Below are 20,858 nucleotides of genomic sequence, written 5' to 3' on the forward strand. Positions count from 1 at the left end.
TATGACCTGTTATATTACACGGACAGCCTCTTACCTCCCGGGCCCTGCAGTAGAAAACGACGAAATTGAGCGGTTTATCGGATCGCTGGATGGTGAAGCAGAGACGAAAGCCAAAATCTTATCGATGAACGGGATCGTTCGCCGTCATTATGCACAGGATCACTCACAACAAAAAACACATGATGTTTATGGACTGGGCTCCAGGGCCGCACTGCAATGCCTGAGTGAGTACAAAGCAGCTGATTCCATTACGTATCTGGCTGCCGGAACGACTTACACGCCACTTGCAGCTCCCGGATTTGCATCGATCCTGCACCATCGGCTGGGAGCAGACGGCTTTCTGAATTATCCCGTCGAGATCAGTTCGCATGCAGGTATATGCTCATCAGCATCTAATGCCATGGTTGCTGCAATCCGGTCAATCGCTGTAGGCCACCATCGTACCGCTCTTTGTGTGGGTGCAGAGCACGCATCAGAAATTTTAAAATCCAGTGTGATTCAACCAATCGACGATCGATCTCAGCACGATAATTTACGAAACAGCCGCTGGTTTATGTCCATATTTTTGCGGTTCATGCTTTCCGACGGCGCTGGGGCTTTTCTGCTGCAAGATCGTCCTGACTCAGATCGGATATCTCTGCGAGTCAACTGGACCCACTCCATGTCGTTTGCTCATGAAGCCCCGTTATGCATGAAACTGGAAGGTCGCACGGCACTGCTGAGCCAGGATCTTTCAGTGTTATCGAGCTACCTGGTTCCGCTGGCAACCAAATTCCTGGAGATCGCCCTCGAAACACATCGCGATTCTCTCGACACCTATTCTACGATTTTGCCCCATATGTCGTCGTATTTCTTCCGTCGTAAAATGGAACGTGTCATCGCATCTCATTCCAGTAATCCCAAGAATCCGATTCCGTATTGGACCAATCTTGCAACCGCTGGAAATACTGGTTCTGCTAGCATCTACATTATGCTGGACCAGTTCCTTAGACAGAATGAGTTGCGAGATGGCGACCGGATTTTGTTGTTCATTCCGGAGTCGGGCCAATTCAATTTTGTGCTTGTCAGTTTGACTGTGGTGCAGCCATGACTGACACCGAAACACAACCAGAGGTGAAAACGCGACTGAAAAGACTGGCCATCATTGGTGGTGGAAGTAGTGGTCTGATCAGTCTCAAGAATGCTCTCGAATCTCTCAACGAATGGGAGATCATCTGTTATGAGAAGTCGGATCGTATCATCGGGTGCTGGGGAAATCCCTACCCGGGATTCGTGTCGACTTCCACCAAATACACCACGCAATTTTCATGCTTTGCCCCCTTTAATGCCAATGTGAATCCGGATGGTGGAACCAGTCGATCTGAATTTTTTCGGAATGATGAATATGGCCAATACCTGGAGCAATTTGCAGAAAAGTTCTCACTGCAGGGAAATATCCTCACACAACATCGCGTGGACAGGATTTCTCGCAATGTTGATCGAGATGGCTGGGAATTATTGATTACTGACCTGAGGGAAGAACAGTCAGAATCAAGCACAGAATATTTTGATTGTGTAATCCTCTGTACTGGACTGACTGCTCAGCCGGTGCAAATAGACTGTCAAATCAAGATGTTGCCCCTTTCCGAACTGAATCATCTCGACGGGCTGGGGCATATTACGGAACAACGTATTGTGGTCATCGGTGGTGGAGAGTCTGCCGTTGATTATGCCAACCGACTTGCGCAGCCTGAGTTGAATAATAAAGTCTTTTTGTCATTGAGGTCAGGGATTCGAGTCAGCCCCAGATATCATCCCATTCGAGGAGTGCCATCGGACTTTTTGAGAAATCGATTGATGCTATCGATTCACGAAAATATTCGAAACTGGATCGGCCAACGTTTCGTCGAATTGCGAATCCGTTACCAGGAGACATTCCGCAGTCTATTTCCTGCCAAAATAGTGGATGATTCATCGCCCTCTGAAATAGATCAGAATGCACGGGAGATCCGAAAAGAGTGGGCTTTTAAACTTACGAAAGCGGCTAAAGATGACTTGTTCAATATGTTTCATAACAAGAGCGATGATTTTTTAGATGCTGTCGGAGCAGGCAGGATTACCATTGTCGGGCCTCCTGATGACAATCAGTTCAATGTGTTTCGCAGTTTTGATTCCGATCAGGAAGAGCGTATCGAGCCGACGCTTGTTGTTCCGGCAGTGGGGTTCCAGGAGAGGCTGAGTGAATTGTCGGAAGGACACATTCAACTTTCGGACTTTTACCTGGGCTGCGTACATGCAACTTATCCTGACTTGTTCCTTGTCGGTTTCGCGCGTCCGATTATTGGGAACATCCCATCCATCAGTGAGGTGCAGGCACGTTATATTTGCGGGTTAATCGCCGAAACATTTCCTCGTCCTGCTGATATCGAGGCACTGCATCGGGCAGATGCGATCAGCAGAAAAGTTCGCTTTAAGCACTTAAGACTGGAGTCCATTTACCCGGTGGAGATGTTTCCATATTGTGATCAACTTGCCAGACTGATGAATACGTTCCCAACGATGACTTCTATCGGCTCTTTGTCTGTCTGGTATCGCATGCAGCTGACTCCAGCAACAACACTGCATTACGACTATCGTGATAAGCCAGCATTCGAAGAGTTTGGCTCCACTCCTGTCTATATGCCCAAGTCGTTAATCCTGATCCTGCTGTTGCTCAAGCCATTCGACCTCGTGTACCGAGCTTTTAGAAGATTGTTCCAACGAAGACCCTAAACCGCAGTCGCCATTCTCTTAGGTTTCGCCCATCATGCAGGATTTAAAAGGAGAGGGGCTCTTTACGCTTCCAATCTGATCTGACTCTTTCAAACGGAGCGAAGCATTTTGTAATCTGACTACGGGAATAGCTGGTCTATCCCTGGCGACCTCTGTCAGACAAAACTGGAATCGTCAATGGCGTGCTGGCAACAGACTTGAGGCAACATCAACAGCTGCCCTCCCGATCCGGTTAACTCCATTGACCAGTTCCAGTCATGTGCGGGAATGCCTGCATGATGGCTGCTCCAATAACGCGGGGTTCTGGAATCCCAGTACATTAAACACCCAGTACCTGCGTAGTCGACTTGAAACGGATCTGCAGGCAGATCTGTAATTTCGTGGGGAGCATCGTCGTTCCACCAGCCGCCGACATACAGCTGGGGAATATGGCGATTGTGATAACACCCAGACACTGCGTTGGGAGGTGTCCAGCCTGAAACGAGAGCCTGCATCAAATCGGCGCCCGCCTGAATAGGGACCATGATATCGTCTTCAATGATCCAATGAATTTCGCCACCCATGTGCGTGCGAAGTTGATTACAGGCATGAGCCATGAAGCGAGACACAGTGTCTCGCCGTTCCTCTTCGCTCTGACAGTTGTGAGAGACGCGCTCTTCTAATGGAATAATTTTGATGGTCTGGAATGTGGACCAGTAGCGGCTCACCTCTTTTTCAATTGTGATACGGAAATCGGGATCATTGCTGTTATCAAGCAGAACCAGCTCGGGTTTTGAGGAGTTGTCGAGCAGCCGCGTTGCCTGGGCAACAGCAGACATCCAGGCGGGAAACAACTTGGGAATTCGGCCACTGATGATCGATCCCACTGCGACGCGCGCATTCAGTTTTCGTACTTCCGGCATGAACGCTTCCTGCTGATCATGGGTTTTCTCTCGATTGTTTGCCGACCAGGAAGCCGCATGCTGGCGGTATTTGAGCGTCGCATTGCTGCGCCGGGGAACTCCCAGGCGTGATCCTCGCAACGCCAGATCCCAGTCCCACATGGTTTTAATACCTTCGCGCCAGCGTCCCGCCACTTCAAAGACTTTTCGACGCCACATTGCCGAAGTATTGACAAAATTGTTGCGCCAGATGTCAGATCCTTCCCACTCTGGTGCATCCCAGAAGATGGAAAAATCACCAAACGCCTGAGCCGGCCCATAGACAAAGGGAGTGTCATCCCGCATCGCTTTTAAATGTTCTTCGATATAATTGGCGGGCATGATGTCGTCGCCATCCAGAAATACCAGGTAGTCCCCCGAAGATGCAGCGGCACCACGGTTGCGCGTTTCACAGACTCCCTGGTGCCGAGGACTCTCCAGAACAGTCAACCCCTGCGACTGATATTGACGGGCCAGTTCGAGGGAATCGTCGATGCTGTTGTCGTCCGAGTAAATCACCTCACACGGGATGGATTGTTGCAGTGCAGACTCGATCGTTTCTGCCAGATATCTTTCGTTATTGCGGGCCGCAATAATAATGCTGACTCGACTGCGGGAATGATGATTCTTTACAAACTTTTCTAAACTCGGATTCCTGCCCGTTTTTTCTCCTGGTAATTTCAGCCCGCCCACCATCAAATCAATTCCTCTCAATGCCGGTAAATCATGTTTCAGAGATCGAATTTAATGCGTCAGTTTATTTCCAGCTGTCACTGCATTATGCTGCATTCGGGGAGCGCTTCCATCAGCAGATTTTTTCCGTCATCGGTAACCTGGGTTTCGGTAAGATACAGTTCTCGCAGACTCTTCAGATCCTGCAGATACAACAAACCAGAATCAGTCACATTGGTAAAAGATAATTGTAACCATTGAAGACCTGCCAGGCTTTTCAGATGGGTCAGGCCGGAATCATTTATCCCCGTATTCCCCAGATTTAAAGAGTCGAGGCTGGAGAGCCCTGACAGGTATTTTAAACCTTCGTTCGTTACTGCTGTGTGTTGCATCGTAATTGACCGCAACGTACCAAACTGACTCAGTTGTTCCAGGCCCGCATCACCCGTCTTTGTATTGTACAGATCAATCTTGCTTAGCGCTGGCAGTGCTTTCAGATGTGCGATTCCCACATCGGTGATGTTCGTATCATAGAGATCCAAAGTCTCAAGATTCTTCAAATAGCAGAACCACTTCAGGTCTTCATCGAGAACCTGTTTGTTTTCGTGCAGAAGGATTTTTCTAGTTTGAAACTCTCCGGTGGGAAGTTCAGACAGTTTCTCAATGACCTGCGGCTCTGCATCGACTGAAATCTCAACCACTCCCCCTAATTCCAATGCCCTCGACGCAGCTGCCCTGTCATTATCTGCGGGATTGACGGGAATGGTACTTTTTTTGTCCGCAGGATTTGAAACGGCTTTTTCAGGTGCACCGGTAGCAGTTTTAGCCGGATTCTTGAGCGGGCTGAAAAACAGATGCTGATTGGAGACTGCCCACCACAACAGCGCCAGAAAGCCGAGGGGCAACAACCATCTCATAAATGGGTAGCGCGCTTTCGGTTGCATGACTGTAGAATCAAGACAGATACGACCATACTCTGAAAAGCACTCATCATCCTTGTATAGTGAAAAAAGTGTCGAGAGATCTTCATCCAACACGGCAGTACGTGGGCCTGGCTGAATTTGAATCGGCTCCTGCTGTGGCTGGTCTGTCTGCGAGGATTGATCTAAGGGAATGCTTTCCAGTGCTTCAATCAGTTCCGCGGTTGAGTTATATCGTTCGACGGGCTCCTTGCTCACCATTTTATGAAAGATGGCTTCCAGTTCGTCAGGTACTTCAGGACGCTGCTTTTGAATCGAAGGGATCGGCTGTTCCAGGTGAGCGAGTATTTTTTTGACAAATGAATCAGCCGGATACATCACCCTGCTGGTCAGTAAATAGTAGAGGGAACAACCAAGGCTATAAATATCAGAGCGTGCATCCGCAGCGTGTGTATTCTGAGCCTGTTCCGGTGACATATAGTCGAGTGTCCCCTTCACACTTCCCGATTCTGTCAGCTGCGTGGCTGGCACCTCACTGGGCTCAAGATTGTCGATTCGCGCCAGCCCCATATCCAGGATTTTGACAGTCCCCTTCAGGTCCAGCAACAGGTTGGCAGGCTTGATATCTCGATGAATAATTCCCTCGGAGTGAGCAAACCCCAGGCCCTTAGCCGCCTGGATGATATAGTTAACGGCGACATCAACCTGCAGGACGCCATGTTCTTTGATGAGGTCTGACAGATTGATTCCATCAACATACTCCATCACAAAATAAGAGACCCCCTTGGCTTCCCCGGCGTCATACGCGGTCACGATATTGGGGTGAGACAATTTCGCCGCCGCCTGGACTTCCCGCTGGAACCGACCGATCGATTCTTCATCCAGGGCAATTTTAGTGGGAAGCGTTTTCAGCGCCACTTTTCGCTTCATCCGGCGATGCTCTGCCAGATAGACCTTCCCCATCCCCCCCGCACCAATCTCGCGCAATATCAGATAGTCGCCCAACACGAGCCGGTCACCTTTGTGTTGCAGGATCATCTTGATTTGAAACTCATTGAGTTTCTTATTCTTGACCAGTGTCTTTGCCAGATCCAGGGCGGTTTCTGAGGAGTCGTCCTGTGTCTCTTGAAGTGCAATGACATCCTTAGCGGAAAAAATACCGCTTTCATCCAGTAGTGACAGAAATTGGTTGCGGGATAATGTCATAAAAGGCAGAATGAAAAAAATGTTCAGAGTGAATATGAATTCAATTATGTTACCCGAATCCATGCTCAATTCAAGAATAGTTGTAGGGCGTTACCAGATTTTCGGAAGCAATACCAGGAAAGTCGATCCTGTCTCATTTCGCGTTACTGTGATTCCAAAGGGCGGGCAGGTTCAATTCACTGCTCCGGTCTGATACACGCTGGCTGTAATTGTATCTGGATTGAGGCCATCGGGCCGTGCGACCTGAAACAATACCAGGCGGGTCATACCACCTGGTGATGAAAAGTGGACGGAAATTCAAACTGACTGCATGTCACGGTACTTCAGCTGATCAATTTCGTCAGAGGCTCAAAACGTGCGATATTCACATGAGCAGGTTGCTGAGTTAGGGATTTGAGCTGCAGATTCCGCTGATAAGCGCTGCTTTAAAATCCATCTTTCCCCCGATCACGGAATCGAGTATTCTCCTGCCCCCCACCCGATCATCCTTTCTCGTTAGTGTTTTTCCCCTCAACTCTAACAATTCAATCTAAAGATATGCGCTGTCTGCACACACCGGGCCAAGCGGCAGTACGGCATTCGGAGACCATTTGCTTTGCTTAGCCCATCTCGACGCCGTTTTCTATTATCCGGAATCAATCTCGCTCTCACAGGCTCTTTGACAGGTTGTGGAACCATTCTGTACCCCGAACGCAGAGGACAGCCTGCAGGGCCGCTCGACTGGAAAATCGTGGGCCTGAATTCCATCGGGCTCCTGTTTTTCTTTGTCCCCGGGGTGATCGCGTTCGCTGTTGATTTCATCAACGGAACCATTTATCTGCCTCCGCATGAGTATGGTATCGATAACCAGAATAGCCAGGATGTAGAACTGAAGTCGGTTTCAATTCCCCCCGATCAGATTTCCCCGGATGAAGTCAGCCTGCTTGTCTCACAGCATTCCGGTCGCAAGGTAATCCTGTTACCCGGGGAATACGAGACACAACCGATCCAATCGATCGAGGAATTCTGGTCCGTCGAACGGAAGATGAACGTGCAATCCTGACGGGATTTCTTACCAAGGCAAGAAACGAAATCCCCTGTCGGCACACTGTTTAACCATTCTCTCTGACTGGTAATCCCCCTAAACTGAGCCGAACTCCATCCCCGGGACCAGGCAGATTAATGGGGATCTTGTGGCAAAGATACATGGCATTCCGTCACTTTGTCGGGTAAAATGGAGGGAGCAGGTTCAGGCCTCTCGCCCTGCTCTCTGTGTGATGAAAAACGCTCTTAGCTGCTCCTCGAAACCATTTTCGAACCTGGCGGCTTTCAAGAGAGTTGAATGCCTTCCTTCGTATTGCCTCCCTTAGCTATTGGATTGACTCCCAGCATGAAGAATAAAATCAATCGCCGTCGATTCTTGATTCGCTCCATGGCCGGATCGATCGCTTTACCAGGGCTGCCTTCTCTGATGAGTAGTGCCCTTGCAGGGAACTCAGCGATTACTGAGGACCGGGGAGCCGGTGCGGGGGCCCAGCGGTTCGTCGCGGTGGGTAATTTACTCGGTTTTCAACTGAAACATTTTTTCCCTGAGAAAACCGGCAAAGACTTTGAAGAAACAAAGCTGCTCAAACCTCTGGCTGCGAATCGCGATCAGCTGACAATCTATCGCGGACTCGATCATGGACTTCGCGGCGGTCACTTCGCCGTGCACACCTTCCTGTCAGGTCTGCTCCATCACGAGTCCAAGAACCGTACCGACGGCAACGTTACCATTGATCAATTCATTGCAGATGAAATCGGAAACCAGACACGGTTCCCATCACTCACGGTTGGTTCTGAGGGTGGCATCCATGGTGGTTGCCAGCTTTCATGGACGAAGTCAGGCGTTCGCGTTCCGCCGATCACAGGGCCTGCCGAGTTGTTTGACCGCCTGTTTGTCGCAGACTCAAAACAGGTCCAGGCTCGAAAAGTGAAAGAGAACTCGCTGCAGGCCTCGATCCTTGATTCGATTCACGACGAAGCCCGTTCACTTTCAAAACGAGTCAACAGCGAAGACAAGGCAAAGCTCGACGAGTATTTCAGTTCCATTCGCGATGTCGAAAAACGCTTGAAGCTCCGTCAGGTCTGGTCCGATCAGCCCAAACCGAAAGCCCCCTTTGACAAACCGGCTGATAAGAATACCGTGGAAGATCTGCCGATGCTCTACGAGTTAATCGCGCTGGCGTTACAGACCGATTCCACACGGATCGCGACGCTGGAAATCGGCGGCAGCTTTTTGCCACAACACCTGGGCATCAATAAGTCCTACCATGGTCTTTCTCATCATGGCAATAACGAAGAGTCCGTCGCAGATCTGGTCACGCTTGAACTCTATCAGATCGAACAGTTTGGTAAATTCCTGACGCGACTGGCTGGGATCTCTGACGGCGAACAGACCCTGCTTGATTCAACCGCGGTCCTGTTTGGCAGCGGAATGGGCAATGCCAATTCACACACCAACTCAGACCTCCCGATCATTCTGGCGGGAGGCGGGTATGGGACTGGTGAATTCAAGCAAGCCCCCGCGAAAGGGCCGGGTAAAGTTCCCTTGTGCAATCTCTTCCTGGATATCGCTCAGCGAATGGGTGTGGAGAAGGAAGCATTCGGAACGAGCACCGGAAGGTTCTCCTGAAGATGAATACGCGGTTCAATGAGATTTTCAGCATGAGCGTATTGCGCGCCGTTTGCGGTTTCGTATTCTGTCTTTCATGGCTGGTTCCCTGCTCTGCAGCAGAGCCGCAACACAGGCATGCCTCGACCGTCAACCGACTGTTGAAAAAATACTGTCTTGATTGCCATGACGTCGCAACCGCTGATGGTGAGCGCGAATTCGAAACATTTTCACTGCCGCTCAAATCGGAGCAGCAGCTGATTACCGCCGATGGAGTCATCGATCAGGTCACGCTGCGAAAAATGCCGCCTGAAGAATCGGTCCAGCCAACCGACGAAGAGCGACTCGCTTTAATCGGTGCCTTACGCGACAGCATTCAGGAAGCACGGAGCCAGTTTGAAAGTACCGGATCACGCACCATCATGCGTCGCCTTTCCAATCGGGAATATGAAAACACCCTTGCAACTCTGTTTGACCGGCGGGTCGACACGCTGGGATTAACAGCGGACTTTCCGAAAGAAGAGACCAGCCAGCACATGGACAACATCGGCGAGTCGCTGGTGACGTCCGGATTTCTGCTGGATCAGTATTTCCAGGCAGCCTCTCGGCTGGTAGAGGCCCGTCTGGGAAAACCCGAGATGAAACCGAAGTCCTGGCACTTTAAGGATAATTTCAAACAGTACGAAGAATTATCGGGGGCACACCGCAGTGTGTTCAAATATCGGTATCTCTGTCTCTACGAGCAGCCCAATACCGACACACGTCAAGGTGGCTATGGACACATTGAAGATTTTCTGGATGGCGTACCGGTCTCAGGTCTGTATGACATCCAGGTTCAGGCCCAGGCGCTGCACCGTGACACCCATTACGATCCCAAGATTTTCCGCATCGACTTTTCGGAACCGTTTCAACTGGCTGTTGTGACCGGTGATGTGAAGAAAGGGCATATCCATTACCCCCAGGCCATCGAACCGATCCTGGCCAGCACCGTGGTTCCGGATGACAAACCTGAGTGGCTAAAGTTTCGCGTCTGGTTGGAAGCCGGGCAGACACCCCGATTCATTTTTCCAAACGGACCTTATGAGTCGCGGGCATCCGTCATCACACTCAATAAACGCTACAAAGACGAATTTAAGAATCCTGAGACAGGTGTCAGACGAAGTGCACTGCTTCGCGAAGGAGAGCTGCCTCACATCAGGATCAGCGAAATCAAAATCAATGGTCCGCTCCCGGAACCGGGCGGCAGTAAAGAAGAACTCGCCGTATTCGGGAAAGAGGGATTCCAGGAAGCCCATGCCCTGGATCAACTGTATCGCTTTGCGAAAATGGCCTATCGGCGTCCTTTGAACGAATCCGATCAACAACGAATCAAAACTCTTTACGAAAAACGACTTTCCGAGCAGGCGCCCCCACGTCAGGCAGCCCTCGATACCGTCAAGCTAATACTCTGCTCGCCCTCGTTTTTATACCTCAGTGAGATTACTCCCGAGGAAGAACTCGAATTACACCCGTATGATCTGGCGTCGCGCCTTTCTTATGCACTCTGGACGGCACCGCCTGATGCAGAATTATTCGCCGCGGCCGCCTCGGGTCAACTGAAGAACAAAGAAGAACTACAGAAACAGATTCGACGTCTGTTGAAAGATCCCCGTTCGGATGAATTCGTCAATGGCTTTCTGGACAGCTGGCTTAATCTGCGTGCCATGGGCGACCAGCCTCCACCACGCAGAGCCGCCTGGGAATATTATGCTAAGAACCTGCCGGAATCGATGAAACAGGAAGCGCGTCTGTTTTTCCGCTCCCTGCTGGATGAAAACGGATCGGTCGAGAAATTCCTGGATGCAGACTATACCTTCGTTGATAAGAAACTGGCCCACCTCTATCAGTTACCTGAGAAAGACAAAATGCGACTGAAAGATGGTTTTCAGCGTGTCAGCCTTTCCGGTACGAAACACCGTGGTGGATTGCTGGGCATGGCTGGCGTGCTGACCGTCAGCGCCAATGGCGTTGATACATCGCCGGTCACACGCGGTGTGTATGTCCTTGAAAATCTGCTCGGATCTCCGCCACCACCTCCGCCAGATGAAGTGCCTGCCATTGAGGCTGATGTCAGCGGAGCCACGACCATTCGTGAGCGGCTGCTCAAACACAGCCAGGATCAGACGTGTTACGTCTGTCATCGTAATATCGATCCCCACGGACACGCACTGGAATCGTTTGATCCGATCGGCCGCTGGCGGGAAAAGTATCCTCATCCGAGAGGAAAAGGGAGCGGCCCCAAGGTCGATCCAACGGGTAAACTGCCTTCAGGCGAATCATTCAAAGATTTCGAGAGCTTTAAACAGGTACTGCTCGAAAACCGTCTTGATAAGTTTACCCACTGTCTGATCGAAAAGCTGCTCACCTACTCAACCGGAAGGCAGATGGAACGGTCCGACCAGTACGAGATCGAAGATATCTTGAAGCGTGTCAAAGCCGAGGACTACGGTTTAGAGACCATCGTGATCGAAGTCATGACTTCCCGCATCTTTCGCTCGCGTTAAACCGAAACAAGACTCAGCTTTCACTTGTTTCCCAAGGTTTGAATTCGATGATACAGAAACGGGCTAACCGTGTTTTTATCAAACCGGTTATGCCCTCACTGTTCCATTCGATACTTCAACCACGCATAAATGCTCGCCCCGATTTGCTGGTAACCAACTTTATTGGGGTGCACCCCATTGTTAACCGGGTAGCCGTCCACGATATCGAGATTTAGCTCCGTCGGAATGATGAACAGGTTCTCGTTTTCGCGGCCTTTAAATTTTTCAATTTGACGTTGCACCAGCCTGTGTTGAATCTTCTTCCCCCCCCAGCGGCTATAGCGGTCTTTATAATTAGCATAAAACGCTTCCTGCCGAGAGTTCCCGGGCGTGGTCAGGCAGATTCCCACCTCCGCCTGGGGCGCAGCCGTCTGCAGGGCTTTGATGAGAATATCAGCCTGTGTGAACATGCCATCGATTTTTTCATCTATAGCATCCTGCTTCGCTGAGAAACAATCGTTGATGCCCAACATAATGATCACATAATCTGGCTTTTGATCATTACACTCTTCTTTGAAGTAACGTGGTAAATCGAGACCAGGTTTACCATCTTTTCCCAGGTAAACGAACGGACTGCTGCGTTTGCGATTGGTTCTATCGGGTTTCGGCTCATACTGTGAAACAAACCGCTGCCAGGTCCAACCGCCATATCCTTCATGGGCGACTCCCGCAGCGGCGGACTTCGGTTTGTGCGTTCCCAGCATTTGCCATTTCGGATTGTCGGGGGTCGAGAGTAGTCGGGCGATCTCGTTGGAGTAGGTAGTCGCATTTGTCAGGCTGTCGCCGATAATCAACAACCGACAGGTGTCACGACTGGCTCCCGCATCCGGCTTTGAAACTTGCAGAACGGTATTCGCAGTCCCCAGGTTCGCTCCGTCGGCGTCTGTCACTTTGACTGAGAGAGAATATTGTCCGACATTCGAATCTGTCGGCGTCACGGTCCAGCGATTCTGGTCAACAGTGCCGATTTCGCAATCCACTTCAAACCGATATTTTTTGGGAGTTTCGGTCAGTACAATATTGTCGAAATAGATACTCATCTCCACGCCTGGTACCGCATAAAACATGGGCGGCAGCGTCAGCTGAAGAGATTGAGTTTTTTCAGCAGCCGCTGCGGGAGACACTGCAAGCAGCAGGAAAAGAATCAGCTGGATCAGAAGTCGGGTGGATTTAATTTTCTGCACAGGTCACTCAATCTGATTAGAGTCGGGAATTCCCGTTCGAGTTGAGCCCGAAACCGATTCAGGCAAAAGACAATTCCTATCGTACCAGCGCTCCCCCCCTTGAAGTCCAGTGTCCGGTGTTTTTTCTCATATTTTCTGCTCACGGATTCCTGTCGACAACCGAAAGTTTCCGTTCTGATGATCATCTCAGGCTGATGCCTTGATGGGGAAATTCCACTTCAGATATGATGAATGTTTCTGCAAATCCTGCGTCTCACTGCGGACAACAGATCTGGAATAGTTAAGGAATCCCGATGGCTGCGAAGAGTTTTAAACCCGTTAAAACAGGTGTCATAGGTCTGGGGCGTTTTGGACGATTACATGCATTGACATTAGCAGGATTGGCAGAGGCTGAGCTGGCAGCGGTGGTAGCACGACGCCAGGAAAGTCTCGATGCCCTGCGTAAAGAACTTCCCGATGTGCCAGGGTGGACCAATCTGACGCAGGCGATTGAAGAGTCTGACGCAGAGGCCTGGGTGGTCGCCTGCACGACAGAATCTCACGTGGCGGTCACCAGAGAACTGCTCGAACATGGGAAAGTCGTACTGCTGGAAAAGCCGATTTCAGAGACGCTGGAAGAAGCGGAAAGTCTCGCCCCACTGGTCCGCCCCGATTCCAGTAATCTGATGCTGGGACACATCCTGCTGTTCAACAGCGAATTTCAGGAGTTGCGAGAAGTAGCCCGCAAACGTGGTCCGATTTCCTACATCGACTGTGTACGCCATCGACCGGCGAGTATCGTGCAGGATTTCCCAGGCGAAAACCCGTTACAGGCTGCGATGGTGCATGACCTGTATTCAACACAGGTACTTCTCGATTGTGCAGAACCAGATCACTTCAGTGCCCAGTTCCATCGGACAGAAAATGGCGAAATCGACCTGGCTGTCGCACAACTCCAGTGGAAAGGAGGTCCGGTGGCCTCGTTTGTGGCTTCCTATTTAACGCCTGCGGGAATGCCGCCACGCGGTTTTGATCGAACTGAAGTGTTCGGTGAGGGCTGGTCTGCGCGCATCGAACCAAATCCACGTCCGATCTCAGTCTGGGACAATGCAGCTGCCTGGCCCCTTGCGTTGGAAGTACGCGCCAATCCCCCCAGCGGCATGATGGCTGAAGAGCTACGTTGCTTCTGTCGGGTCGTGCGAAACACAGAAGCGGTCCCGGCTGGAGCGACCTATTCGGATGCCATGCAGGTACAACGCTGGATGGAGAAACTGAACGCGTTTGCCTGATCAGCTTAATTACGTTACATCTTTCATAATCAGAAACTGCCCCCTCAACGATTTCACCCGATAAACTACGCTGGAATCGAAAGCATCCAGCGAAAATGGCATCCCTGCCTGACTACGAATGATCAACCGATTTGGCCCGATTCGGCTGATCCAAGTCACTGACTGATCTCCATACCGATTCCAGCGAATCGGAGTCAGATAATCGCTATTCCTGAAACCGCGTAATCGTAGTTTTGCGAATCACTTAATTCGTACTTTGCAGAAATTTCCCAAGTTTCTCCTGCCATGTATTCCCGTCTCTGAAATAGATTTCCGACTGGTTTCAGCAAACGACGAATCTTTCAGTTCTGGGGAGATTACACATAAACATAATGGTATACTGAATCGGTCATGGACGACTAACATTTAAAGTGGGCCCTGTTATTCTAAACCATCTGCAATTTAGAAAACTGACATGGATTACGAAGAAGACACTCCGGTCTCCAGCTGGCTGAGTACCCTGGGTAACGATCAGAAGGATGCCGTCCAGGAAATCTGGGACGAGTTTTATGAGAAACTGATTCGCTATGCACAGACCAGGGTCAATACCTTCCCGACTGCGACCTTGGACGCCGAAGATATCGTGCTTTCCGTCTTCGAAAGTGTATGGGCGGCTTCACAACGCGGCCGATTTGATTCAGTTCAGAACCGGGATGAATTATGGTGGCTGCTGATTGCCATGACCCAACGAAAAGCAGTCAGCCATATCCGCCGGGAAACGGCCCAGAAACGCACCTCACCAGAGGGGAAACTGCCGGTTTCGATCAATTCCATTGAAAACTTCCAGGCTTACGTGTCCACCGACCAGTCCCCCGAATACTTTGCCATCATGGAAGAAGAATATCAGCGTGTCTTAAATAAACTTTCTGATGATGTTTTGAAGAAAATTGCGGTTTATAAGATACAGGGTTACACACATGAGGAAATCAGTGATCTGTTGGAAATCTCCCCCGCCACTGTAACGAGAAAGGTACGGCTGATCCGAAAAGCATGGAGTCATGAATAATCCCCCCTATGATCCTGCAGATGATGATCTCATGGCGGCAGCCTATACCATTGATCGCATCTGTGACAGCTTCGAATCATCCTGGAAACAGGGACAATCTCCCGAAATCGAGAGTTTCCTCAAAGAGACTTCCGGTAAGACCCAGTCTATTGTCTTCGCCGAATTACTCCGACTCGATATCCACTATCGCAGGATGAACGGGAACCTGCTCTCCCTGGATGACTATCAGTCCCGCTTTCCACAGTACAGTGATATCCTGCAGGACTTCACCTCCCAGCTCGCAGATTCATTTCGGCAGGTACGTCGGCTCGGCCGCTATCGGCTTGAAAAAATCGTCGGCCGAGGTGCCTTCGGTCTGGTCTGGAAAGCATGGGACGAAGAACTCCAGCGGACCGTCGCCCTCAAGCTTCCTCGAAAAAAGTCACTCTCGGCTGTCGAACGGAAACGCTTCTCCCGGGAAGCCCGCTCTGCCGCCCGACTTTCCCACCCCGGAATTGTATCCATCCACGACTTCGAGGAAATTGACGGCACTCTCGTACTGGTCACGGAATTTGTCGAAGGCTCCACCCTCCGCGAATGGACCAGACACCACGAGGTCGACTTCAGCAAAGCCGCGAGCATCTGTCGTGACCTGGCCATCGCCCTCCATGCCGCGCACCAGCAGTCAGTAATCCACCGGGATCTCAAGCCGAATAACGTCTTGGTTACAGATGACGACCAGCTGCGCATCACCGATTTTGGTCTCGCCAAACGCTCTGATGTCGAGTCCACAATCGCCGTAACCGGTGCGATCATGGGAACCTTCGCCTACATGAGCCCCGAACAGGCGGATGGCAAGGCATCCACGGTCGATGGACGTGCCGATATCTACTCCCTGGGCGTGATTCTGTACGAACTGCTGACGAACCGGGTTCCTTTTAAGGGGAATTCCTGCCAGGAAATGATTTCACAGATCCTTCACACCGAACCGGTCCCCCCCCACAAATGGAATGCCAGCATCCCCCGTGACCTGGAAACGATCTGCCTGAAATCCTTAAGTAAACTTCCGGGCGACCGCTACGACACTGCTGACGAGCTGGCAGAGGACCTGCAGCGGTTTATCGAAGGAAAACCCATCACGGCGCGTCGGCTCTCGCTGCATGAGAAACTGTGGCGCTGGGCAAAGCGAAACCGGTTATTGAGCGCGTCCCTGTTGACAACCTGCGTACTGTTGTTGAGCAGTTCAACCGCCATGATTGTCATGCATGATGATGGCAAATGGCAGGTAAATGTCCAGACCGAACCGCCGGGAGCACGCATCCTCGTCTATCCCCGGGACCCGGTCTCCGGCGAACCCGATTCCAGCATCGAATATGAAGCCGACGGGACAACTCCCACCGATCTCCGCCTCGCGCCTGGAGAATACTACGTAGTTGCGATGCTCGAAGGAACGCCCCGGTTTCAACAAGTCTTCCGCAAAGTGCCTCCCCGGGGAGCGGAGATTCCCTATGGAAGTACCAAAAACAGATTCTGGAATAAAACTCAAGCCAACACACTCGAATGGCCTGAAATCATCATTCCTACGCAAAGTGTGTTGGATGAGATGGTATTAATTAAAGGTAATCAGATTGATATCCCTGACCTTTACATCTCCACCAGATGCTTCACAAATCACGACTATTTAACTCTTCGTCCAGACACAAGTGACGCTGATCCCGCCAGACACGCCCCGCTCGACGCTCCTTATTACCCGGAAGGACAGGATTTCGCCATACACTTTGCGGAGGAAGCAGGGGGACGGCTTATGACAGTCGACGAATTCAAACACATCGTTGATTCTCTCCCTCTGCAGCCTGCGTTAGATAATTTTCTTAATACAGGCAAAGAATGGACGTCCTCGCTGGCAACTCCAGAGCAAATAGAAACTTCAAAAGCAGCATTGGATTTGAATCCCGAGTTCCGTACTCCCGATTTTATCGGATTGACAATCTCCCGAAATCAGAATAATAATCAAGCTGAGGGCAACTACGAGTTAAAGAATCAGAAAAGCTACTCTATTCAAACCGCAATCCGCTATTTACAACCGGAAAAGATTGGATTTCGTCTTGTTCGTCCAGCATCACAGCAGTTAAAGAGAAAACAGCCCACAAAATAGGTCGTTATTGTGGGCTGTTTTTGTTCGAACAACAGATGCTCAAATACAGAATTCAGTTCTCATTCTTAATGATTGAAACGAATCAGATATTGCGAACCTCCATAATTGAACAGGGTAAATTCACGACACTCGCCTTCAGTCCATCTTCCTGACGGATCTTCAATTTGATAGAGAGTCTTCTTTTCGCAATACCCATACGGTAAATGGATCGCTGAGCCCACCTGAGATTTCTCAATGTGATCTACTTCAAAACCATACCAGAAGTAAATGGCATCGGCTTGCTCAGTTGGTTTTTCAGATTGTGACAGGCAGATCAGGAATAGCTTAGCATATTTTAAATCGGGTGCTGCTCCTCCAAACTGCAAAAAACGTGTGTTAACAACTTCGAAATGAAAATCCGTTTCAGGAGGATAAAGATCCAGCCTTGCTGAAGGACGAGCAGGCAAAGGGTGCATGTAATGCCGGATAGTCGGCTCTGTTTTTGATTTCTGTTTTTTGCTTTTCGCCTGTGTACAGCTAGCTCCGCAGGCCCCTGACCCGACGCATAACGTTTCCGGGTAGCTGTCTAAAGGAGCGTAATTAATAATCGAGACAGCAGTGGCAGCCGCACAGTCGTCTTCATACTGATAACGATAAGCCATCCACGCCCAGAGGTTCGTTCCCACAGGCCCCAATGGAACCTGGTTACATACACAGGTCGTCAGCAGAGGGGTCTCTTTCTTTGTTTGTTTATCTGCAGCCTCACTCGTATTCGTCTTTCCCGCCAGACAGCAGAGCAGGAAACAAGTCCCCATTAACAAAGTCAGTTTCATTCGGTTCATCACAGTCGGCCCTTTCATTGTGAATCATGTGACGCTACAGGATTCTGAATTTAAAAAACAGTGTGCTTCAAAGTTAATCTGAATCGCTACTTCCGTTTTCGCCCTAAGATCACCTCCCTTACTGTTAATATTCTCCGAGAACCTTCCCGTCGTTGCGGGTACATAGATTTTTCAATGTTTCCAGATTCATATTCTCACTCAGAAAACGAACCGAGCCGTCCGTCAACAGACACTGTGTGCCGCCACTATGAGCTGAAATCAGTGGATTATTAGGCCCCCCATCCGTATGAATGCCCGGCAGCCCACCATCCTTCGTTCCTATCGGATAACGCACCGTTGTCAGGTTGAACACCGGAAACGCCGGCGTGAAACCACCCGGCCCCAACATTTGGGGAGGCGTCCCGACACTCACCGTTCCCGCGGCCCAGCCACTCGGATTCCCCGCGTCGACACGCAGACTGACCCCCGACTTCAGTACCGAGCTGGAGATCTCTCCCACCACAATCGTATTTGATGAACCATCTGTAATATCACGAATCGCGATGGTTCGATTAGGAATCAACACGCCCCCCGCAGCAACCCGCCCATCCAGGTGGGGCAGACAACAGAGTGAGCTATCCGTGGAAGGAAACAGATCATCCGCAAAGTGAAGTTGATCGCCCATCACAGTGCCGGTATTCGTCGCTCCGGCAATTCCTGCATAGTGGGGCATTGTCATATTCACCCCAGGGATCAGAACACCGTTGACACGGGCATCCAGCGGACTCGACGGACACAGCATGACAGTCATACTGACATCCGCCACCAGCGCCGGATTCAAAGGCGTGAACCCGCAGCTGGCGATATCGTGATTATACATGTTGTAAAGGTTGCCATACTCCAGATAAGGCAGCAGCCCCACCCACCAGCTCGACCCGAAACCAAGGTACTGGTTCCGGACCCCCAACGGAAATACCAGGTAATCGCTGTGATAATTCTGCAGCGCCAGACCAACCTGCCTGAGATTGTTTTTGCACTGGGAACGCCGGGCGGCCTCCCGCGCCTGCTGAACTGCAGGCAGCAATAGTGCAATGAGTACAGCGATAATAGAAATAGATACCAGTAATTCAATCAGTGTAAATCCACGTCTTTGATCAGGTGTGCGTAACATTTCTTTGGCCCTTTGTGTGAACGTTTTTGCACCTCAAGATCATTATGTAATGTTTAAGTCGGAATAACAAGAACTTACTCACAAGATTTAACTGGCTATCCATTCAGAGCTTTCCAGTCTCATGCTGCACTAAGCTTGAAAGACTTTCACCAGCGCGCGATTGTCTCTGCCCATCTCAAGTACCGAAAAACAGTTTGCTGACCGATCAATGGGAATACATGTTTTTATAAAAAACCACGAGCCCCCACTGGTTTCCTGCATTTGGTCTTCGATCCCCACCAGCCCCCTCCCATTTATCCAGCGCACTTCTGTCTCCAAAACTGAATAGATTGACCTTGATCGGCACTCCCCGAATCATAAAGTTGTGAAATTGTGCTTCGCGCGCGAGGCGGATGATCCGAGCACGGGAACACCGCGAACCAGCGCCCCAGGATCGCCTGAATCGCCGTCGTTTTTTCCAGTTTTTCACCGGAACAGACAGCACCGGTTCTCAATGTCTCGTAGAATTTCAAATCATTTCGGAGCACTTTCGGAGCACTTTCAGAGCATTTCAAATGCATCTCACCAGCAACTCAGTGAACCTCACACTGAACTCAACCCCGGCAATCCTCTTGACGCCTCCGCGCCGTTCCACATAATCCTCACCAGCACTCAAGGAGTAAGCCTGACAGCCGACAGATCTCATTAAAGCAGATGAGCCAATCAGCCAAATGAGGCGCAGGGCGTCAGCCCCAGATGAAACGACTTTGGTATAGACCGTTCAATTTAAGAACCGCTCCCGATCGCAGATCCCAGATTGAGAAACAGCCAGATCAAACGAGCCATTTTAGTCAAAGGGACGCACCACCCAAGCTGAAAATCCAACAGCTGAAAAGTACGAACAGCAGCGTCAGACTTCAGCGAAGATTGAGACATAGAACAGGACGTTCCAGGAAGGGAGAATAAGCCACAGATTGGATTCCCGGCGGCCATCTTTAGCCTGTCTCAGATGTGATCTTTCGCCTGGCAAAATCATACTTCTTTTTCTGTGCAGGAGACATTAAGTCCTGGTAAGAATCCATGAGCGTCACATACTCCCGGTATTCCTGCCTTTGAAAATGCATCACCGCCTGACTTAACGCTTCATTGAATCGATATAATCGTGCTTCGGCCGACATTCTGGCACGCGCATCAGAAAATTCAGCTGCGCCTGCTTGCCCGGTCACCTCTCTCACCTTGAGGGTAGCCAGGAAAGCCCAATAGGGATGATTCCAGTCACGCTCCTCAAAGTCATCTCTGTTCTTATCGAATTCAGTGAGCGACTTACCCCATTCAATAATCTGAGCATGTGCCTGGTCAACCAGGTCATTAAAAGCTGTGACCTCATCTGGCCTTTCACGCAACATCAGCTCCACAAACTGATCCTGTTCGTCCAAAGACTCAAACCCCCATTTTTCAGCGCAGGGAATAAAAGCCTGTAATGAATCCGGTATCAGATCTCGATTGAGTTTTAACCCGGCTCCCTGTTCCAGATCCATGATTACTCCAGTTTCATTCCTGCTTCAGAAGTCAGTCCGCCTGTTTCATAGCGAGC

Annotated in this window: 14 protein-coding genes; 8 read left to right on the plus strand and 6 right to left on the minus strand. The window is 50.4% G+C overall.

Going from position 1 to position 20,858, the window contains the following annotated elements:
- Position 1: 1 nt before the first annotated feature.
- Complete coding sequence (locus HG66A1_RS20880) at positions 2-1,090, plus strand: 3-oxoacyl-[acyl-carrier-protein] synthase III C-terminal domain-containing protein (RefSeq protein ID WP_145188456.1); 1,089 nt, start codon at positions 2-4, stop codon at positions 1,088-1,090.
- Complete coding sequence (locus HG66A1_RS20885) at positions 1,087-2,751, plus strand: NAD(P)-binding domain-containing protein (protein WP_145188459.1); 1,665 nt, start codon at positions 1,087-1,089, stop codon at positions 2,749-2,751. The genes HG66A1_RS20880 and HG66A1_RS20885 overlap by 4 nt, the downstream gene beginning before the upstream one ends.
- Before the next feature lie 155 nt (positions 2,752-2,906).
- Here the strand turns inward: HG66A1_RS20885 and HG66A1_RS20890 are convergent, their stop codons facing one another.
- On the minus strand, positions 2,907-4,367 hold the full coding sequence (locus HG66A1_RS20890) for a glycosyltransferase family 2 protein (protein WP_145188462.1): 1,461 nt from the start codon (positions 4,365-4,367) through the stop codon (positions 2,907-2,909).
- Positions 4,368-4,441: 74 nt separating this feature from the next.
- Positions 4,442-6,469, minus strand: coding sequence for a serine/threonine-protein kinase (locus tag HG66A1_RS20895; RefSeq protein WP_197996728.1), 2,028 nt, complete (start codon positions 6,467-6,469; stop codon positions 4,442-4,444).
- Positions 6,470-7,064: 595 nt separating this feature from the next.
- On the opposite strand from HG66A1_RS20895, the gene HG66A1_RS20900 reads away from it, so the two are divergent.
- From HG66A1_RS20900 to HG66A1_RS20910, 3 genes are all read left to right on the plus strand, one after another.
- The gene (locus tag HG66A1_RS20900; RefSeq protein WP_145188468.1) at positions 7,065-7,511 is read left to right on the plus strand and encodes a polyribonucleotide nucleotidyltransferase; all 447 of its coding nucleotides are present in this window, start codon (positions 7,065-7,067) and stop codon (positions 7,509-7,511) included.
- 327 nt (positions 7,512-7,838) lie between these two features.
- Positions 7,839-9,122, plus strand: coding sequence for a DUF1552 domain-containing protein (locus HG66A1_RS20905; RefSeq protein WP_145046386.1), 1,284 nt, complete (start codon positions 7,839-7,841; stop codon positions 9,120-9,122).
- 32 nt (positions 9,123-9,154) lie between these two features.
- The gene (locus HG66A1_RS20910) at positions 9,155-11,644 is read left to right on the plus strand and encodes a DUF1592 domain-containing protein (protein ID WP_145188472.1); all 2,490 of its coding nucleotides are present in this window, start codon (positions 9,155-9,157) and stop codon (positions 11,642-11,644) included.
- Between the two features lie 95 nt (positions 11,645-11,739).
- Here the strand turns inward: HG66A1_RS20910 and HG66A1_RS20915 are convergent, their stop codons facing one another.
- Positions 11,740-12,867 (minus strand): SGNH/GDSL hydrolase family protein, encoded by a 1,128-nt coding sequence (locus HG66A1_RS20915; RefSeq protein WP_197996730.1) that lies wholly within the window; start codon positions 12,865-12,867, stop codon positions 11,740-11,742.
- A 293-nt stretch (positions 12,868-13,160) separates the two neighbouring features.
- Here HG66A1_RS20915 and HG66A1_RS20920 point away from each other — a divergent pair, with 293 nt between their 5' ends.
- The 3 genes from HG66A1_RS20920 (at position 13,161) to HG66A1_RS20930 (ending at position 17,314) form a co-directional block, all read left to right on the plus strand.
- Positions 13,161-14,135: a Gfo/Idh/MocA family protein gene (locus HG66A1_RS20920; RefSeq protein ID WP_145188474.1), complete on the plus strand. Its 975-nt coding sequence runs from the start codon at positions 13,161-13,163 to the stop codon at positions 14,133-14,135.
- Between the two features lie 454 nt (positions 14,136-14,589).
- Positions 14,590-15,180 (plus strand): ECF-type sigma factor, encoded by a 591-nt coding sequence (locus tag HG66A1_RS20925; RefSeq protein WP_145188477.1) that lies wholly within the window; start codon positions 14,590-14,592, stop codon positions 15,178-15,180.
- Positions 15,173-17,314 (plus strand): serine/threonine protein kinase, encoded by a 2,142-nt coding sequence (locus tag HG66A1_RS20930; RefSeq protein WP_145188480.1) that lies wholly within the window; start codon positions 15,173-15,175, stop codon positions 17,312-17,314. Before HG66A1_RS20925 ends, HG66A1_RS20930 begins: the two co-directional genes overlap by 8 nt.
- A gap of 65 nt (positions 17,315-17,379) precedes the next feature.
- Here HG66A1_RS20930 and HG66A1_RS20935 read toward each other — a convergent pair whose 3' ends face one another.
- The 3 genes from HG66A1_RS20935 to HG66A1_RS20945 all read right to left on the minus strand — a co-directional run bounded on the left by HG66A1_RS20935 (position 17,380) and on the right by HG66A1_RS20945 (position 20,802).
- Positions 17,380-18,135: a hypothetical protein gene (locus HG66A1_RS20935; RefSeq protein ID WP_197996731.1), complete on the minus strand. Its 756-nt coding sequence runs from the start codon at positions 18,133-18,135 to the stop codon at positions 17,380-17,382.
- A 124-nt stretch (positions 18,136-18,259) separates the two neighbouring features.
- Positions 18,260-19,285 (minus strand): DUF1559 domain-containing protein, encoded by a 1,026-nt coding sequence (locus tag HG66A1_RS20940; protein WP_145188486.1) that lies wholly within the window; start codon positions 19,283-19,285, stop codon positions 18,260-18,262.
- Positions 19,286-20,259: 974 nt separating this feature from the next.
- Positions 20,260-20,802 carry a hypothetical protein gene (locus tag HG66A1_RS20945; RefSeq protein WP_145188489.1) on the minus strand — a complete coding sequence of 181 codons (543 nt, stop codon included), beginning with the start codon at positions 20,800-20,802 and terminating at the stop codon, positions 20,260-20,262.
- Positions 20,803-20,858: the final 56 nt, after the last annotated feature.

The sequence above is a fragment of the Gimesia chilikensis genome (assembly GCF_007744075.1).
GTDB lineage: Bacteria > Planctomycetota > Planctomycetia > Planctomycetales > Planctomycetaceae > Gimesia > Gimesia chilikensis_A.

What these genes read in the sequence shown, in the direction of transcription:
- HG66A1_RS20880 (WP_145188456.1), top strand. Translation starts at nt 2, where the DNA reads ATGACCTGTTATATTACACGGACAGCCTCTTACCTCCCGGGCCCTGCA.
- HG66A1_RS20920 (WP_145188474.1), top strand. Translation starts at nt 13,161, where the DNA reads ATGGCTGCGAAGAGTTTTAAACCCGTTAAAACAGGTGTCATAGGTCTG.
- HG66A1_RS20945 (WP_145188489.1), bottom strand. Translation starts at nt 20,802, where the DNA reads ATGGATCTGGAACAGGGAGCCGGGTTAAAACTCAATCGAGATCTGATA.
- HG66A1_RS20895 (WP_197996728.1), bottom strand. Translation starts at nt 6,469, where the DNA reads ATGACATTATCCCGCAACCAATTTCTGTCACTACTGGATGAAAGCGGT.
- HG66A1_RS20905 (WP_145046386.1), top strand. Translation starts at nt 7,839, where the DNA reads ATGAAGAATAAAATCAATCGCCGTCGATTCTTGATTCGCTCCATGGCC.
- HG66A1_RS20885 (WP_145188459.1), top strand. Translation starts at nt 1,087, where the DNA reads ATGACTGACACCGAAACACAACCAGAGGTGAAAACGCGACTGAAAAGA.
- HG66A1_RS20890 (WP_145188462.1), bottom strand. Translation starts at nt 4,367, where the DNA reads ATGGTGGGCGGGCTGAAATTACCAGGAGAAAAAACGGGCAGGAATCCG.
- HG66A1_RS20930 (WP_145188480.1), top strand. Translation starts at nt 15,173, where the DNA reads ATGAATAATCCCCCCTATGATCCTGCAGATGATGATCTCATGGCGGCA.
- HG66A1_RS20935 (WP_197996731.1), bottom strand. Translation starts at nt 18,135, where the DNA reads ATGAACCGAATGAAACTGACTTTGTTAATGGGGACTTGTTTCCTGCTC.
- HG66A1_RS20910 (WP_145188472.1), top strand. Translation starts at nt 9,155, where the DNA reads ATGAGCGTATTGCGCGCCGTTTGCGGTTTCGTATTCTGTCTTTCATGG.
- HG66A1_RS20940 (WP_145188486.1), bottom strand. Translation starts at nt 19,285, where the DNA reads ATGTTACGCACACCTGATCAAAGACGTGGATTTACACTGATTGAATTA.
- HG66A1_RS20925 (WP_145188477.1), top strand. Translation starts at nt 14,590, where the DNA reads ATGGATTACGAAGAAGACACTCCGGTCTCCAGCTGGCTGAGTACCCTG.